This window comes from Ureibacillus thermophilus, assembly GCF_004331915.1.
GTDB lineage: Bacteria > Bacillota > Bacilli > Bacillales_A > Planococcaceae > Ureibacillus > Ureibacillus thermophilus.
Window position 1 is genome coordinate 487,355 of the sequence record NZ_CP036528.1, and the last position, 18,225, is coordinate 505,579.

At 36.7% G+C, this 18,225-nt stretch carries 15 protein-coding genes (1 of these 15 running past the window's edge); 8 read left to right on the forward strand and 7 right to left on the reverse strand.

Going from position 1 to position 18,225, the window contains the following annotated elements:
- From DKZ56_RS02315 to dnaA, 7 genes are all read right to left on the reverse strand, one after another.
- Nucleotides 1-1,115, reverse strand: partial view of an HD-GYP domain-containing protein gene (locus DKZ56_RS02315; protein ID WP_208651102.1) — the 5' portion only. Its footprint begins 16 nt before the window's first position; 1,115 of the gene's 1,131 nt are visible here — the first part of the coding sequence; its start codon is at nt 1,113-1,115; the stop codon falls past the left edge of the window.
- Nucleotides 1,116-1,303: 188 nt separating this feature from the next.
- Nucleotides 1,304-3,775 carry a DNA gyrase subunit A gene (gene gyrA / locus DKZ56_RS02320; protein WP_208651104.1) on the reverse strand — a complete coding sequence of 824 codons (2,472 nt, stop codon included), beginning with the start codon at nt 3,773-3,775 and terminating at the stop codon, nt 1,304-1,306.
- 24 nt (nt 3,776-3,799) lie between these two features.
- Nucleotides 3,800-5,734: a DNA topoisomerase (ATP-hydrolyzing) subunit B gene (gyrB, locus tag DKZ56_RS02325; RefSeq protein WP_390264046.1), complete on the reverse strand. Its 1,935-nt coding sequence runs from the start codon at nt 5,732-5,734 to the stop codon at nt 3,800-3,802.
- Between the two features lie 66 nt (nt 5,735-5,800).
- Nucleotides 5,801-6,916 carry a DNA replication/repair protein RecF gene (gene recF, locus DKZ56_RS02330; protein WP_208651108.1) on the reverse strand — a complete coding sequence of 372 codons (1,116 nt, stop codon included), beginning with the start codon at nt 6,914-6,916 and terminating at the stop codon, nt 5,801-5,803.
- Nucleotides 6,913-7,143 (reverse strand): S4 domain-containing protein YaaA, encoded by a 231-nt coding sequence (gene yaaA / locus DKZ56_RS02335; protein WP_208651110.1) that lies wholly within the window; start codon nt 7,141-7,143, stop codon nt 6,913-6,915. The genes recF and yaaA overlap by 4 nt, the downstream gene beginning before the upstream one ends.
- A 263-nt stretch (nt 7,144-7,406) precedes the next feature.
- Nucleotides 7,407-8,549 carry a DNA polymerase III subunit beta gene (gene dnaN, locus DKZ56_RS02340; RefSeq protein ID WP_208651111.1) on the reverse strand — a complete coding sequence of 381 codons (1,143 nt, stop codon included), beginning with the start codon at nt 8,547-8,549 and terminating at the stop codon, nt 7,407-7,409.
- A 167-nt stretch (nt 8,550-8,716) separates the two neighbouring features.
- The gene (gene dnaA, locus DKZ56_RS02345; RefSeq protein WP_208651113.1) at nt 8,717-10,060 is read right to left on the reverse strand and encodes a chromosomal replication initiator protein DnaA; all 1,344 of its coding nucleotides are present in this window, start codon (nt 10,058-10,060) and stop codon (nt 8,717-8,719) included.
- A 544-nt stretch (nt 10,061-10,604) separates the two neighbouring features.
- Here dnaA and rpmH point away from each other — a divergent pair.
- The 8 genes from rpmH (at nt 10,605) to noc (ending at nt 18,169) form a co-directional block, all read left to right on the forward strand.
- The gene (gene rpmH, locus DKZ56_RS02350; RefSeq protein ID WP_208651115.1) at nt 10,605-10,739 is read left to right on the forward strand and encodes a 50S ribosomal protein L34; all 135 of its coding nucleotides are present in this window, start codon (nt 10,605-10,607) and stop codon (nt 10,737-10,739) included.
- A gap of 67 nt (nt 10,740-10,806) precedes the next feature.
- A complete protein-coding gene (rnpA, locus tag DKZ56_RS02355; protein ID WP_208651117.1) occupies nt 10,807-11,163 on the forward strand; it encodes a ribonuclease P protein component in 357 nt (118 codons plus the stop codon).
- Nucleotides 11,164-11,290: 127 nt separating this feature from the next.
- A complete protein-coding gene (gene yidC, locus DKZ56_RS02360) occupies nt 11,291-12,070 on the forward strand; it encodes a membrane protein insertase YidC (RefSeq protein ID WP_208651119.1) in 780 nt (259 codons plus the stop codon).
- Entirely contained in the window at nt 12,067-12,831 is a 765-nt protein-coding gene (gene jag / locus DKZ56_RS02365; protein ID WP_208651120.1) for an RNA-binding cell elongation regulator Jag/EloR, read from the forward strand. Before yidC ends, jag begins: the two co-directional genes overlap by 4 nt.
- A gap of 185 nt (nt 12,832-13,016) precedes the next feature.
- The gene (gene mnmE, locus DKZ56_RS02370) at nt 13,017-14,402 is read left to right on the forward strand and encodes a tRNA uridine-5-carboxymethylaminomethyl(34) synthesis GTPase MnmE (RefSeq protein WP_208651122.1); all 1,386 of its coding nucleotides are present in this window, start codon (nt 13,017-13,019) and stop codon (nt 14,400-14,402) included.
- Between the two features lie 37 nt (nt 14,403-14,439).
- Nucleotides 14,440-16,332 carry a tRNA uridine-5-carboxymethylaminomethyl(34) synthesis enzyme MnmG gene (mnmG, locus tag DKZ56_RS02375; RefSeq protein ID WP_208651124.1) on the forward strand — a complete coding sequence of 631 codons (1,893 nt, stop codon included), beginning with the start codon at nt 14,440-14,442 and terminating at the stop codon, nt 16,330-16,332.
- 75 nt (nt 16,333-16,407) lie between these two features.
- On the forward strand, nt 16,408-17,124 hold the full coding sequence (gene rsmG / locus DKZ56_RS02380) for a 16S rRNA (guanine(527)-N(7))-methyltransferase RsmG (protein ID WP_208651126.1): 717 nt from the start codon (nt 16,408-16,410) through the stop codon (nt 17,122-17,124).
- 178 nt (nt 17,125-17,302) lie between these two features.
- Complete coding sequence (gene noc / locus DKZ56_RS02385) at nt 17,303-18,169, forward strand: nucleoid occlusion protein (protein ID WP_208651128.1); 867 nt, start codon at nt 17,303-17,305, stop codon at nt 18,167-18,169.
- Nucleotides 18,170-18,225: the final 56 nt, after the last annotated feature.

Here is an 18,225-nt window from a genome sequence, read left to right on the forward strand (position 1 = left end):
GGTAGAACTCTTGAAATTGTTAAAGACGTTTCCTTAGATAAATCAATTATTTCTCCATTATTTAATAATTTAACAAGCAGGTGAGTTGGATGTAATTGATTAATAAATATGATTTCTGCTTTTTCCGAATTTGATAGTTCTACTTTTGTTCCGATAGGTAATTCAGCTACAAGGTTAGTTAATGTATTGACTACTTGAATATCAAATTTTCCAAACTCTGAATCTTTAATCATTTCAATGACTTTAAATAAAGATTCTTTTGGACGATATAACCGATCGCACGTCATGGCATGGAAGGTATCAGCCACAGCAATGATTTGGCCTAAATGTGAAATCCTTTCCATTTTAAGTCCTATTGGATAGCCGCTTCCATCTAAACGTTCATGATGCTGTAATATGGCAATTTTCATTTCATTTTTTAGTTGAGATAATTCTTTTACCATATTGTAGCTATATATCGGATGTTTTCGGATTTCATTTACGTCTTCTGCAGTTAGTGGGGCTTTTTTATTTCGAATCATTATAGGAACTTTTGCCATCCCACAATCAGCTAATACTCCTGCGATTCCTATCTGTAAAGTATTTCCTCTGTCAAATCCCATTTTGTTTGCAAGTGTAGCAGCAATTAATCCAGTAGAAATACAATGGTGGTAAATATATTCTATTGGGTTAGAGTAATGGTTTAAATCGAATAAAAAGGAACGGTCCTCCAATACTAGTTTGATTAATGGGGAAATAATTTCTCTTATTTTTATTATTTCAATATTCTTTCCTGCTTCCCAATTTTTAAACTCGGCTTTAAAAATCTCAACTTTCTCTAAATACTCTTTTTCAAATGAATCATTTGTTGTTACTTTTTCGTTTTCGACCGTCGCCACTATTTCATTTTCACTTTTTACATCTTCCTTATTGCTTTTATTTGACGCTGTTTTCTCAATACTTTCAACAAGAACTGGAATTTCTTTGATATTAAAAGCTTTGAATACTTGCAAATGCTCAGAAGAAATAGGTGTATTTTTTGCAACTATTGGGTATCTTGTATTTACAAAAATATCTTTTGCTACAATTTCTCCTAGTTCTAAGTTGTTTACGTTCACCATTGTAAACTTCTTCATCTGAAAACCCCTTTTTCGAATTATTATAAAATTCTCTATATGAATAATTATACATCAATTCCGCTACTATTTCGGAATATTTTCCATAAACATTTAATTCCACTTCTTTTTACCTATTTTTATGGGGTATTTTTTAAAAATAAAGAAACATCGCAATTAAGCAATGTTTCTGTTTAAGAAATGATTCATTAATTAAATGATTTTTCAGTTATATCATTTTCATCAGAATTCTCATCTTTTTTCACTCTTGCAACAGTTGCTACATATTCATCATCAGCTAAGCGAATTAATCGTACTCCTTGTGTATTTCTTCCAATGCAAGAGATGTCATTCACATCCATTCGAATGAGGATGCCGTTGTTTGTAATTAACATAATATCTTCTGTTCCATCGACGGTTTTTACAGCACACATTGGACCATTTTTCTCTGTAATTTGAATCGTTTTAATTCCAACACCGCCTCTATTCTGCAGACGATATTCAGATTCAGATGTACGTTTTCCATAGCCATTTTCCGTTACAACTAAAATATCTTGGCCAGGTTCAACAATTTCCATGCCGACTACCCAGTCACCTTCGCGAAGTTTAATGCCGCGAACGCCTGCTGCAGTACGACCCATTTCCCGAATATCCTGTTCTTCAAAGCGAATTAACATGCCATTTCTTGTGCCAATCACAATATGTTTTGAACCGTCAGTTAAGCGGACAGAAATTAATTCATCATCTTCATATAAATTGATAGCAATTAAGCCATTATTGCGTATATTGGCAAATTGGGATAAAGATGTACGTTTCGTAATTCCCATCTTTGTAGTAAAGACAAAGAAAGCATTTTCATCGTATTCTTTTACCCCAATCATCGCCGTTACTTTTTCTTCTTTTTCTAAATTTAACAAATTGACAATTGGCAATCCTTTTGCGGTGCGTCCATATTCAGGAATTTCATACCCTTTTGCCCGATAAACTTTCCCTTTAGAAGTGAAGAATAAAATCACATCATGTGTGGATGTAAACAATAAATGTTCCACAAAATCATCTTCATGAGTATTCATTCCCTGCACTCCGCGGCCTCCGCGTCTTTGGCTGCGATAAGTATTAGCTGCTAACCGTTTGATATACCCTCTATGAGTCAACGTGATGACGGAATCTTCTTTTGGAATTAAATCTTCATCTTCAATCATCTCAGGACCGCCTGGAGCAATTTCAGTTTTGCGTTGGTCATTATATTTTTCTTTAATTTCTAACAGTTCTTTTTTAATAATGTCAATAATTTTTGACTCATCGGCTAAAATGGCTTTTAATTCGCCTATAAGTTTTTGCAAATCATGATATTCATTCTCTATTTTTTCTCTTTCCAGTCCGCTCAAACGAACGAGGCGCATATCGAGGATGGCTTGTGCTTGTTTTTCCGATAAGTTAAAGCGCTCCATTAAAATGGGTTTTGCTTCTTCTCCTGTGCGAGAAGAACGAATGATATTGATGATTTCATCGATATGATCAAGAGCAATGCGCAAGCCCTCTAAAATATGTGCCCGATCTTCCGCTTTCTTCAATTCATATTGAGTACGGCGGGTGATGACTTCTTTTTGATGTTCTAAATATTGATAAAGCACTTCTTTTAAACTTAATACTTTTGGTTGACCGTGAACGAGGGCAAGCATGTTCACGCTAAAATTCATTTGCATGGCCGTTTGTTTGTATAAGTTGTTCAACACCACATTGGCATTGGCATCTTTTCTTACTTCTATAACAATCCGCATGCCCCGGCGGTCAGATTCATCACGAAGATTGGAAATTCCTTCGATTTTTTTATCCCGAACGAGCTCAGCAATTTTTTCAATTAACTTCGCTTTATTCACTTGATATGGAATTTCTGTTACAACAATGGTTTCTTTTCCAGTCGAACTTGTTTCAATTTCCACTTTTGCACGCACAACAATTGTGCCACGTCCTGTTTCATAAGCGCGACGAATTCCGCTTCGTCCTAAAATAATCCCGCCTGTCGGAAAATCTGGCCCTGGAATAATTTCCATCAACTCATCTGTTGTAATTTCAGGATTTTCCGCTACTGCGATAACCGCATCAATTGTTTCTCCCAATTGATGCGGAGGAATATTTGTTGCCATACCAACAGCAATTCCTGAAGCTCCGTTTACGAGCAAGTTAGGGAACCGAGAAGGCAATACTTTTGGTTCCTTTTCAGTTCCGTCATAGTTTGAATCGTAATCAATCGTATCTTTATTGATATCCCGAAGCATCTCCATCGCAATTTTTGACAAGCGGGCTTCCGTATAACGCATGGCAGCAGCGCCATCTCCATCAACTGAACCAAAGTTGCCATGTCCATCCACTAAAACGTAACGATAGCTAAAGTCCTGCGCCATCCGCACAAGTGCATCATAGATGGAAGAGTCTCCGTGGGGATGGTATTTCCCCATTACATCTCCTACGATGCGGGCACATTTTTTATACGGTTTATCTGAATGGTTTCCCAATTCATACATGCCGTAAAGAATACGGCGTTGAACAGGTTTCAAGCCGTCTCTCACATCCGGCAGGGCACGGGAAACAATGACACTCATTGCATAATCTAAAAAGGATTTTTGAACTTCTTCGCTAATTTTCACTTGTTTGATTTCTGAATTAATATTTTCAGCCATGGATGAGCCCTCCTTTCATGCATATTAAACGTCTAGATTTTCAACATATACTGCATTTTCTTCAATAAATTGTCTACGAGGCTCTACTTCATCGCCCATTAGTTGTCTAAAGATTTGATCGGCTTTAATGGCATCATCCAATTGGATTTGAAGCAACGTACGTCTTTCTGGATCCATCGTTGTTTCCCATAGTTGTTCAGCATTCATTTCTCCTAAACCTTTATATCGTTGAATTGTAGGTTTTGGATTATCTGGAAGGCGTTTTAAAATTTCCTGAAGTTCTTCATCTGAATAACAGTACTCTACATGCTTTCCTTGCTTTACTTGATAAAGAGGCGGTTGAGCAGCATATACATATCCTGCTTCGATAAGCGGACGCATGAATCGGAAGAAGAATGTTAGCAATAGAATGCGGATATGTGCTCCATCGACATCAGCATCGGTCATAATGATGATTTTATGATATCGGGCTTTTTCTAGATCAAATTCATCCCCGATACCTGTACCAAAGGCTGTGATCATGGCGCGAATTTCCGCATTGGATAAAATGCGGTTTAAATTGGCTTTTTCCACATTTAAAATTTTTCCGCGCAAAGGCAAGATGGCTTGGAAGTAACGGTCACGACCTGATTTAGCCGATCCGCCCGCTGAATCCCCTTCGACAATGAAAATTTCAGATTCTGCTGGATTTGTAGAAGTACAGTCAGCAAGCTTCCCGGGTAAATTTGAAATTTCCAACGCTGATTTTCTTCTTGTAAATTCCCGGGCTTTTTTGGCCGCAACACGAGCTCTAGCAGCCATTATTCCTTTTTCAACAATTTTTCTAGCAATCGAAGGATTTTCTAATAAAAATCGTTCAAAGCTTTCCGAAAAGATTTGGTTTGTAATGGCACTTACTTCCGAATTTCCTAATTTCGTTTTTGTTTGCCCTTCAAATTGAGGATTCGGATGTTTTACAGATATAATGGCAGTTAAACCTTCGCGGACATCTTCACCTGTTAAATTTGCATCGTTATCTTTAATCATGCCGCTTTTTCGTGCATATTCATTAATGACACGAGTCAAAGCCGTTTTAAACCCAGATTCATGGGTACCGCCTTCATAAGTGTTGATATTATTTGCAAAGGAATAAATGTCAGTGGAGTATCCCGCATTATATTGCAATGCAATTTCAACGGAAATTCCATCCTTTTCCCCCATAATATCAATCGTTTCATGAATCGGCTCTTTCGACTCATTTAGATGCTCTACATACTCTCGAATTCCGCCTTCGTAATAATAAGTATCAGAATGCACTTCATCCCCGCGCTCATCTGTCAATGTCAGCCTAATGCCGCGGTTTAAATAAGCCAGTTCACGCAAGCGGGTTGCCAATGTCTCGTAATCATATACAGTCGTTTCCTTAAAAATTTCCGGATCCGCTTTAAAACGTGTTGTCGTTCCAGTTTCATCTGTATCTCCCAACACTTTTAGCGGTACAACCGTATTCCCTCTAGCAAACTTAATATAATAAATATGACCATCCCGTTTTACATACACTTCAGTTTCTTCGGAAAGCGCATTTACTACAGAAGCTCCAACACCATGCAAACCTCCGGAAACTTTATAGCCGCCGCTTCCAAATTTTCCTCCAGCGTGGAGTACAGTCATAATTACTTCAACGGCAGGAATACCCATTTTTTCATGGATGCTTACCGGTATCCCCCTGCCGTTATCTTCCACACGAATCCAATTATCTTTTTCTATCGTTACATGAATTTTATCGCAATAACCAGCTAATGCTTCATCAATACTATTGTCTACAATCTCCCACACTAAATGGTGTAAACCTTTTGAATTTGTTGAACCAATATACATTCCTGGACGTTTGCGGACAGCTTCTAATCCTTCTAAAACTTGTATTTGTTCAGCATCATAATTTCCCTGAACTTTACTATCTTCTAAAGCCACCACGTTCACCTACTCTTTCATACCCTAGTATGCATTTATTTCATCACATAAAATCCTATAAAATCCAATCATCAACTATTCAGTCTCTATTTTTCCTTGTTTCACGTGAAACATTTTTGCGTGTTGTAATGTCTCATGGTGAATTCCATCAACACTTGTAGTCGTAACAAAGGTCTGAACTTCTCCTTGAATCGTGTTCAGCAAATGGGATTGACGGAAATCATCCAATTCAGACAATACATCATCCAAAAGCAATATAGGTGATTCTCCTGTTTCTTGCTTAATTAATTCAATTTCAGCCAACTTTAAAGAAAGGGCAGTTGTCCTTTGTTGTCCTTGCGATCCATATGTTTGAACATCGTAACCATTTACTAGAAACTGCAAATCATCACGATGGGGGCCAATAAGCGTAAGCCCCCTTTCCCTTTCCTTTTCCCGCACTTGGGTTAACTGTTCCGTCAAGTATGTAGTCATCTCGTTAACGGACCAATTTTTTTCAATTCCTTTTGTTGTAAAATAGATAATTTGTAATTTTTCCATTCCCTGAGATATGCCGGAATGAATTTTTTCTGCCCATTCTTGCAAAAGATCAACAAATTCAAAGCGCTTACGAATAATTTGGACAGCGGACTGTATATATTGTTTAGTGTAAATATCAAATAAAACTTCATCTATTTTTTTCTTTTCTTGATAACTTTTTAACAACTGATTCCTTTGTTTTAAAAGCTTTTGAAAAGTTAAAAGTTCATGCAAATAAACAGGGGAAATTTGACCAATTTCCATATCAATAAAACGTCTGCGCACTTGTGGACTTCCTTTTACGATATTTAAGTCCTCCGGCGCAAACATCACAACATTAATTTGACCTATATAATTGCTCAGTTTTGTTTGTTCAATGTGGTTAACTTTTCCTTTTTTGCCCTTTTTAGTAATTAAAAGCTCTAAAGGAAAGCTAACATGTCTTTTTTTGATTTCTCCTTTTATTTTACCATAGTCTTTTTCCCAACGTATTAATTCTTTCTCGTTGCTTGTACGGTGGGATTTGGCCATTGCTAAAACATAGATGGATTCTAAAACATTCGTTTTTCCTTGAGCATTTTCCCCAATAAAAACATTGATTTTTTTGGAAAACTCTAAATTGAGAGAATCATAATTGCGGTAATCGGTAAGTTGTAAACGTTCAATAATCATTCCTTTTCTCCGTTCTTGTTTACAATTACGTATCTTCCACAACCAGGTATATTGACAACATCGCCATTTCTTAATTTACGGCCACGGCGTCTTTCAATTTCGCCGTTGACAAATACATTGTTTTCTTCCAAAAACCATTTTGCCATACCACCTGAGTTGATTGTATTGGTAACTTTCAACACCTGTCCAAGGGTGATAAATTCCGTATCGATCACTAACTCATTCAAATAAATTCAGCCTCCGTTAATCGAACATCTATCAATTAATCTTACCTTAAATTTCACTAATTCGCCAGAAAAGCCACGGATACCTAATTTAATTTTTGACGAAAAGCTTTTAATTCAAACCTTTTAAAATGTTTCTTCCAACTAAATGAAACATAAAAATAGTTTTAAAACATATAATTTTGTAAAATTATCGATTTAAGTGATATTTAAGACAATAAAAAAGCGCAGATACGCCGTTTGGGCTAAATCTGCACTCCTTAAAATTAATAAGTTCTCACTGGTAAAATCAACTGAAGGATGGCATCGTCATTCACTGAACGCAAAATAAACGGACGCATCGCACCAGTAAATTGAATAATGACTTCTTGGCTTTGTCCATCGATTGCTTTTAATGCTTCCATCATATATTTCGCACTAAAGGAAATCACCAGCTCTTCCCCTTCAATGGAATGGACAGGGATTTGTTCTTCAACTTTACCGATTTCAGGAGAGTTGGATGAAATTTTTACTGCATCATTTTCTAATGTTTCAAAACGAACCACATTGTTCCGGTCTTCTCTCGCCACTAAAGATGCACGATCAATGGCTTGCAATAATGTTTTTCCATCAACCGTAATATTTGTTTTAAATTCATTTGGAATTAAACGCGATGTATCCGGATAATTTCCTTCAAGTAAGCGGGAGAAAAATAAAACATGATCTGTTTTGAATAAAATTTGCTGATTGGACATAGTAATTTCAACAGGATTACTTGTTTCATCCAAAATTTTATTTAATTCGTTAAGGCTTTTTCCTGGAATGACAATCGATTCAATGTCGCTTGGTAAGTTTTCAAGTTTTACTTTTCTGCGTGCTAATCGATGGCTATCTGTTGCCACGCAAATGAGTTCATCGTTCTCAATCATCCAATTAACCCCAGTAAGCACAGGGCGGCTTTCGCTAGTCGCAACAGCAAACACAGTTTCTCGGATGATGGATTTTAATAATTCCGCCGGTATTTCGAATTTATTTTCATTCGAAATTTCAGGCAGCAACGGATATTCTGATGCATCTAAACCGATTAAATGGAATTCCGTTTTTCCTGAACGAATGTGGGTTTGGAATTCATTCAACACTTCAATTTCCACATCGTTTGTAGGCAATTTTCTTATGATTTCGTTAAACATTCGAGCTTGCAGTACGATGGAGCCAGTTTCCACAATATTGATAATTTGATTTCCATTTTCTTCAGTTAGTATAAACGTTTGGATGGTGATATCTGCATCAGATCCAGTAAGTAATATCCCATTATTTCTAACATCAATTTTAATTCCTGTGAGAATTGGGATTGTTGTTTTTGAACTGATGGCTTTTGTTACGTCATTTAGTCCATCCAACAGCCGATCTCGCATGATTTCAAATTTCATCTTCATACCTCACTTAATTAAATTATTATTTTAATAAAAAATAAATAGAAATAGTAATAGAGGTTGTGGATTTGTGGATAAGGCTGTTTTTATCTTTCCCATCAATATATCCACATGTTAATACATTGTGAATAACTTTGTTAAGAAAAAGAAAGTTATCCACAACCTTATTTACCAAGCATGTTGCGAATTCTTTTAATTTCTTCCTGCAAGTGTTGATCCTCTTTCAACATTTTTTCAATCTTCTCGTGGGCATGAATGACCGTTGTATGGTCTCTTCCACCAAATTCTTCCCCTATTTTTGGCAAAGAAAAATCCGTTAATTCTCTTGCTAAATACATAGCCACTTGTCGAGGGAAAGCAATGGATTTTGTACGTTTTTTTGAAGTAAAGTCTTCCAAACGAATGTTAAAGTGTTCCCCTACTACTTTTTGAATATCTTGGATTGTCACGGTTTTTGGTTTTGCATTTGGCATGATATCTTTTAAGGCTTCTTGCGCCAATTCTACGGTAATGTCTTGATTAACTAGGGATGAATAAGCAACGACACGAATCAATGCTCCTTCAAGTTCACGAATGTTTGTATCAATTTGATTCGCTATGTAGTGCATGACTTCGTTCGGTATATCGAGTCCATCTGCTTTTGCTTTTTTGCGCAAAATAGCAATACGAGTTTCTAAATCTGGAGGAGCTATGTCTGTAATCAATCCCCATTCGAATCGAGAGCGAAGACGATCTTCTAAAGTCGGAATTTCTTTTGGTGGACGGTCACTTGAAATGACGATTTGTTTTGATTCAGTATGCAATGTATTAAACGTGTGGAAAAATTCTTCTTGAGTTGATTCTTTTCCAGCCAAAAATTGAATATCATCAATTAACAATACATCTACGCTGCGGTATTTATTCCGGAAATCCTCAGCCTTGTTGTCCCGAATGGAATTGATGAACTCATTTGTGAATTTTTCAGAAGACAAATACACTACTTTAGCATTTGGATTATGTTCAAGTACATAATGGCCGATTGCATGCATTAAATGGGTTTTTCCCAATCCCACACCACCGTAGATAAACAACGGATTATAAGCTTTTGCCGGCGCTTCTGCAACCGCTAGAGAAGCTGCATGGGCGAAACGATTACCAGAACCGATGACAAACGTATCAAAGGTGTATTTTGGATTCAGCATGCTATGGGCGTTATCCTGAGGTTCATTCGATTTGGTTTGAATGACTGGCGCCGGAATATCAAAATCTTCATTGTCCTGATCCTTTTGAACAACAAATTTAATATACAAGTCTTCCCCGGTTAATTCAGTTAAAATTCCCGCAATTAAATGGACATAGTGGTTTTCAAGCCATTCACGGGCAAAAGAAGTGGGCGCAGCAATGGTTACTTGATTTCCTTTATATGAGAGCAATTTTGTAGATTTTAACCACGTCTCAAAGCTTGGTTTTGAAATTTGTTGCTCTACTCGGGCCAGAACATTGCTCCATAACTCGTCTAAACGTTCCAAGCTTGTGACTCCTTTACTAAATATATTTTTTATCGAAAAAGAATAATTTTATGAAAACGAATCCATCCATAATTCATTAAAACACAAAATCACAACTTGTGGATAACTTTTTTCCATAGGTTGTGATTAATTTTATCCACAAGTTATTAACAATTGGGGATAAAATATTTCCCAAGATATTTTTCCACAAGGTAAAGCACAAATATCCTATCAAAAAAATAGCATATTTTCAATAGTTCGATAAAGTTATCCACAACACTTGATAGTATTCACAATTTACTTTTCCACAAGGTATGATTATGTGTAAAAATTGTTTATAACAATTGTGGATAAAAAAATCCACAAAAAAATTATCCACAAAATCTTGTTAGTATCTACAGATTTATTGTGGATAATTTATAAAAAATTTTGAAAATAATGTTGTTGAAAATGAACAAGCTTTCTTTAATAGCTATTTGACAATATGATTGTAATTTTTATATAATATTCAAGTCTATATGCAAATTTTGAAATAGAATAATCACTTTTGGAGGTGTAAATATAGATGAAACGCACATATCAACCATCAAAACTTAAGCGTAAAAAAGAACACGGATTCCGTAAACGTATGAGCACAAAAAATGGTCGCAAAGTTTTAGCAGCACGTCGTCGTAAAGGAAGAAAAGTGTTATCAGCATAAGTCCACTGATTTTTCAGTGGTCTTTTTTTTCTCAATTTACTAACGAAATGGAAAAGCAGGTGATCGAGTGAGAAAACGCCAGAGGATAAAAAAGGATAAAGAATTTCAACGGGTGTTTAAAGAAGGGAAATCTTACGCTAATCGCCAGTTTGTTGTATATTGTTTACCGAAAGAAGGACAAAAAGAATTTCGAATTGGTCTTTCAGTGGGGAAAAAAATTGGGAATGCTGTTACACGGAATCAAGTGAAGCGTTATATTCGGCAAGTGTTTCTAGAGTTAAAAGAAGAGATTCGGCAAGATATGGACTATATTATTATCGCAAGATTACCAGCGGCCAAATTAAATTATCACGAAACAAGAAAAAGTTTAGAGCATGTATTGAAAATTGCGAAAGTGTTGAATCGTAAAAAAAGTGAAAATTGATTTTTGTAAGCGTCACCAAACCTGAGAAGACTGAGGATGGAAAAACTCTAGAGTATTGACGTAAAAACATGGTAAAATAGCTAAAGGTAATGAATAGAAGATCTGTAGAACTGTAGGAGGACGAGCGTTGAAAAAAAAATATTGGATACTACTCACTTTATCATTAGCCGCTGTTTTACTTAGCGGATGTACTGAGTATAATGAACCGATTTCATCAGACAGCAAAGGTTTTTGGAATCAATTTATTGTCTGGCCAATCGTATCCTCTATAAAATATTTCGCTGATGTATTTGGATCTTATGGATTAGGAATCATCGCAGTAACGATTATTATTCGATTGGCAATTCTTCCGTTGACAATCAAACAAGTGCAAAGCTCCAAAAAAATGCAAGAATTGCGCCCACAAATGCAGGAACTTCAAAAGAAATATAGTTCAAAAGATGCGGTTACACAACAAAAGTATCAACAAGAATTAATGGAATTGATGAGAACAAGCGGCGTCAATCCAATGATGGGATGTTTGCCAGCTTTAATCCAAATGCCGATTATCATCGGACTGTATCATGCGATTAGCCGCATGAATGTAACACCTGAGTTTGAGCTAGGAACATTTCTCATTTTCCCATTGGCGGAACCTAGTATCATTCTTGCAATTACAGCCGGGGTAATTCAATATATTGTATTAATGACTGGTCCAGCAGTGGACAATCCTCAAATGAAGGTAATGCTCTATATCATGCCGATTATGATTATTGGGTTCGGTATGGTGTTACCGGCAGCATTATCATTATATTGGGTAGTCGGAAATATAATTTCAGTAGTTCAAAATCTATTTATTTATAAAAAACCTTGGGAAAAGAAAGAAGAAAATGATAAACCTGCGACAACTGGAGGCTTGAAAAAGTGAAACAAATTACGCAAACTGGCGCAACGAAGGAAGAAGCGATTTTCTTAGCGTTACAAAAGCTCGGCGTAACACGTGATCAAGTGGAAATTGAAGTATTGCAAGAAGCAAAAAAGGGATTTTTAGGATTTGGTGCCCGTCCGGCGGAAATTCGTGTCACTGTGATGGAACCGAAAGAAGAAACAAAAGCACAAGAAGAAGTGGCTTTGGAAGAAAAAGAAGAACGAGCAACAGTTGTTGAAGCAGTTGAAGAAAACAAAGCCGTGATAGAAAATGCAGAACTATCCAATGATGAACCCAAAGAAGATTATTTAGATCCAATCGAAAGTGCTAAACAATATTTAACGGACATTGCAAAAACAATGGGGATTCATGACTTGAAAATCGAAACAGAAACAGAAGGAAAAACGATTCTTTTTAATTTGGAAAGCGAAAAAGCGGCGCTCCTCATCGGAAAACATGGCAGCAATTTAAATGCATTGCAGCAATTAACCCAATTAGTGGTAAGCAAAAATGCCAAAACCTATGTAACCGTGAGATTGGATATAGAAAATTATCGCGAACGGCGTCAAATAGCATTAGAAAAATTAGCTGAGAAAATGGCGGATAGAGCGATTCGAACAGGCAAAAAAGTTTCATTAGAGCCAATGCCTTCGTACGAAAGAAAAATTATTCATAACGCTTTAGCCAATCGGTTAGATGTAGAAACGTATTCAGAAGGGATAGAGCCGAACCGCCATTTAGTCATTGAACCAGTGAAATAATAATTTTTGGGATCTATCGGAAAAGATAGATCTCTTTTTTTTATGTTCAAACGATCTAATTTTTAAATATCCACATGTGGATAATGTACTATACTTTCGATTTAATGTAATTTGTGTTAATCTATTTTGTTAGTGAGAAAGTTCGGTGAGTTGTCCACAAGTGGATAATTAAAGGAGTGAAAGATTTGGAAACAGATACAATTGCAGCGATATCCACACCGATGGGCGAAGGAGCCATTGCCATTGTTCGCTTGAGCGGGGATGAAGCCATTCAAATTGTGGATAAACTATTCAAATCGCCAAATAATAAAAAATTGCAAGACCAGCCAACCCATACAATTCATTACGGCCATTTAATTGATCCGAAAACGGGAAAAATAGTAGAAGAAGTCATGGTATCAGTTATGAGGACGCCAAAAACATTTACTCGAGAGGATATTGTTGAAATCAACTGCCATGGAGGTATTGTATCTGTCAATCGAGTGTTGAATTTAGTATTAAGAAATGGTGCAAGATTAGCTGAACCTGGAGAATTCACAAAACGCGCTTTCTTAAATGGACGGATTGATTTGTCGCAAGCTGAAGCCGTCATGGATTTAATTCGTGCGAAAACGGACCGCGCAATGAATATTGCGCTTAACCAAATGGAAGGAAGACTTTCAAAGTTAATTAAAGAGTTGCGCCAAGCCTTGATTGAAACACTGGCCCATGTGGAAGTAAATATCGATTATCCGGAGTACGATGATGTAGAAGAAATAACCATTCCAATGCTGCTTGAAAAGTGCACATGGGTGAGGGAGGAAATAAAAAAATTACTTCAAACGTCCAGCCAAGGAAAAATACTGCGTGAAGGACTGTCAACGGTGATTTTGGGAAGACCAAATGTGGGGAAATCATCGTTATTAAACACATTGGTGCAGGAAAATAAAGCAATTGTCACAGATATAGCGGGTACAACTCGTGATATTATAGAAGAGTATGTCAATATTCGAGGAGTTCCTTTGCGTTTAGTGGATACGGCTGGCATCCGTGAAACGGAAGATATCGTTGAACGGATAGGGGTAGAAAGATCACGCCAAGTGTTAAAAGAAGCAGACTTGATTTTGCTCGTATTAAACGGGGCAGAACCTTTGACAGAAGAAGATGAACGATTGTTTGAAACCATTCAAAATATGAATTTCATCGTTGTGGTGAATAAAACAGATTTACCGCAAAAAATCGATTTAAATAAAGTGAAGGACCTTGCAAACGGAAGAAAAATTGTGACGACTTCTTTATTGAAAGAAGAAGGCGTAGAGGAGTTGGAAGAAGCGATTGCTGAACTATTCTTTGAAGGGCAAATCGAACCGGATGATTTAACGTATGTTTCCAATGCGCGTCATATTTCCGTATTGCAGCAGGCTTTGGATGCGATTGAAGATGCAATCGAATCAGCAGAAGCCGGGGTGCCTGTCGATATTGTTCAAATTGACATAACAAGAACTTGGGAATTGCTTGGTGAAATCATCGGCGACACAGTGCACGAAAGTTTGATTGATCAATTGTTCTCGCAATTCTGTTTAGGAAAATAAATGGAAACTTACAAATAGAAGGGAAGATTTTTTCGGCATGACAAATTATGAAGCTGGAATGTATGATGTCATTGTAGTCGGTGCAGGTCATGCTGGCGTTGAAGCAGCCCATGCCGCTGCAAAATTAGGGGCAAAAACCCTAATGCTAACAATCAGCTTAGAAAATATCGCTTTTATGCCTTGCAACCCATCCATTGGAGGTCCTGCAAAAGGCATTGTTGTTCGTGAAATTGACGCATTGGGTGGATTAATGGCAAAAGTCATTGATAGAACCCACGTTCAAATGAGGATGTTAAACACAGGAAAAGGACCGGCCGTTCGGGCGTTGAGAGCTCAAGCAGATAAAGTATTATATCAGCGGGAAATGAAACGAATCCTGGAACAACAGGAAAATCTCCAAATTCAGCAAGCATTAGTAGAAGAATTGATTATAGAAGATGGAGAAGTAAAAGGGGTCGTTACAAGAACAGGCGGAGTTTTCCGAGCAAAAGCGGTCATTTTAACAACAGGTACGTATTTGCGCGGTGAAATTATTATCGGCGATATTAAATATTCAAGCGGACCTAACAATATGCAGCCTTCCATCAAGCTTGCTGACCAATTGAAAGAATTAGGTTTTGATATTGTCCGTTTTAAAACGGGAACACCTCCTCGTTTAAATGGTAGAACTGTCGACTATAGTAAAATGGAAATCCAACCTGGAGACGACGTGCCAAGAGCATTCAGTTATGAAACGACGGAATATATTATGGACCAAATTCCATGTTGGTTAACATATACATCACCGGAAACTCACCAAATTATCAACAGCAATTTAGATAAAGCGCCAATGTTTACGGGTCTTATTACAGGGCCTGGTCCAAGATATTGTCCTTCCATTGAAACGAAAGTCGTTCGTTTTAACGATAAACCTCGCCACCAAATTTTTATTGAACCAGAAGGGCGAGAAACGGATGAAGTTTACGTGCAAGGATTGTCAACGAGCATGCCGGAAGATATTCAATTAAAAATGATTGCTTCCATTCCTGGTTTGGAAAATGCTCAAATGATGCGCCCTGGATATGCAATTGAGTATGATGCGATTGTCCCTACTCAATTGTGGCCAACCCTTGAAACAAAACGAATTAAAAATCTTTATACAGCGGGTCAAATCAATGGTACAAGCGGTTATGAAGAAGCGGCTGGCCAAGGGATTATGGCAGGCTTAAATGCAGCATTAAAAATTCTAGGAAAAGAAGAGCTTATTTTAAAACGCTCAGAAGCTTATATCGGCGTATTAATCGATGATTTAGTGACAAAAGGTACGAATGAACCTTATCGTTTATTGACATCCCGAGCAGAATACCGCTTGCTTCTTCGCCATGACAATGCAGACTTGCGTTTAACAGAGATTGGTTATAAAGTAGGTTTAATTTCAGAAGAACGTTATCAAAGATTCTTGAAAAAGAAAGAACAAATCGAAAATGAAATGGCGCGTCTCCGTGAAGTGATCATCAAGCCAAACGAAAAAACGCAGGAAGTGATTCGTTCAGTTGGAGGGTCTGAACTAAAAGATGGAATTCGTGCGGCGGACTTGTTGAAACGTCCTGAAATGAATTACGACATAGTGGCATCACTGACTCCGCCGGAAGAAGAATTAAGTGAAGAAGTAAAAGAGCAAGTGGAAATCCAAATCAAATATGAAGGCTATATCCAAAAGGCATTGCAGCAAGTAGAAAGACTTCATAAATTAGAAAGCAAAAAAATACCTGAAGATATTGATTATGATGATGTGCCGAACTTAGCATCGGAAGCCCGCGAAAAATTAAAAGAAGTGCGTCCATTAACAATTGCTCAAGCATCGCGCATTTCCGGAGTCAATCCAGCCGATATTTCCATTTTGCTTGTATACATTGAACAAGGGAAAATTAAAAGGATCAGCAATTCATAACAAAATAAGCGTTCGAGCTTCTTTTCTCGAACGCTTATTTGTATATAAAACACTTCGAATGAAAAGGAGTAAAAAATGAACGAGCAACTTTTTATCCAAAGCTTAAAAAACAATGGAATTGAGTTGAACGAAACGCAGATTGAACAATTTCGAAAATACTTTGAAATTCTTGTTGAATGGAACGAAAAAATGAATTTAACGGCGATTACGGATTTTGAAGGGGTATATTTAAAACATTTTTACGATTCTATCAGTGCAGCCATTTATTTTGATTTTACAAAAGTGGAAACCCTTTGTGATGTTGGTGCTGGGGCTGGTTTTCCAAGCATTCCTTTAAAAATATGCTTCCCTCATTTACAGGTTACCATCGTGGATTCATTAAATAAACGTATTACCTTTTTAAATCATTTAAGCGAACAATTAAACTTAAGAAACTGCCGCTTTGTTCATGCAAGAGCGGAAGAATTCGGACAAAATCCTGCGTATCGTGAACAATTTGACATTGTCACAGCAAGAGCTGTAGCACGTTTAAATGTGCTTGCGGAACTATGCATTCCTTTAGCAAAAATAGGAGGACAGTTTCTTGCATTAAAAGCGGCTGCAGCCGATGAAGAATATAAAGAAGCTAAAAAAGCAATTCAAGTGCTCGGAGCGTCATTAAAAGAAAAATTTGATTATCACTTGCCGATTGAAAATAGTGAACGGACCATTTTTGTATTTAATAAAATCAAAAATACGCCGAAAAAATATCCGAGAAAACCTGGTGTGCCAAACAAATCGCCAATAAAATAGAAATGCGATGTTTTATGCTGCGTTCCACGTGAAACTATAAATATAAAAATTTTGCAAATCATAAGATATTATCTTATCGATTTAATAGATTTTACTTCTATTACACTCTGTACAATTCATATAGAATATTAAATAATAAAATATAGCGCAGATAGTTTCCAAAAGGTGGTGCCAATGAATGAAAAGTCCTTTTTCACGATTTTTTGGGGGCGGGGAAAAACTAGCTTCTGAAAAAAAAAGTGAAATTGAATTGGAAGATAAAGTAGTCAAAATTCCGATTGATCAAATCGTACCGAACCGATACCAGCCACGCACTATTTTTGATGAAGAAAAAATAGAAGAATTATCGAGAACGATTCATACACATGGTGTTATTCAGCCCATCGTTGTTCGGCGTTTAGAAGATAACCGATATGAAATTATTGCAGGAGAAAGACGCTATCGTGCGATCAAAAAATTAAATTGGACGGAAGTTCCTGCCATTGTCCGGGATTTGAACGATAAAGAAACAGCTTCCATTGCCTTAATTGAAAATTTGCAGCGGGAAGAATTGACAGCCATTGAAGAAGCACTAGCTTATCAGCAATTAATTGAACTTCATCACTTAACACAAGAAGCGCTAGCTCAACGCCTAGGAAAAGGGCAGTCCACCATTGCAAATAAATTAAGATTATTAAAACTGCCAAAGTATGTGCAAGATGCCATATTGAAGCGGGAAATTACTGAGCGGCATGCAAGAGCTTTAATTAGTGTGAAAGAAGAAGAATTGCAAAATCAATTGGTTGATTTAATTAAAGAAAATGATTGGAACGTTCGCCAACTTGAAGAGTATATACAACAATTAAACAAATCAGATGAAAAAGAGGAAGAGAAAAAGACAAAACCGAAGCGAAAAGCGATCAGCAAAGACATCCGCATTGCATTAAATACTATCAAGCAATCATTATCGATGGTGTCAAAAAGCGGTATTCGTATAAAAACGGAAGAAGAAGATACAGATGATTATTATCAAATCATTGTGAAAATACCTAAGAAAAAATCTTGATTGTTCCATGTGAAACGATAGGTCGTCTCTAAAAAATAAGAGACGGCCAATTTTTC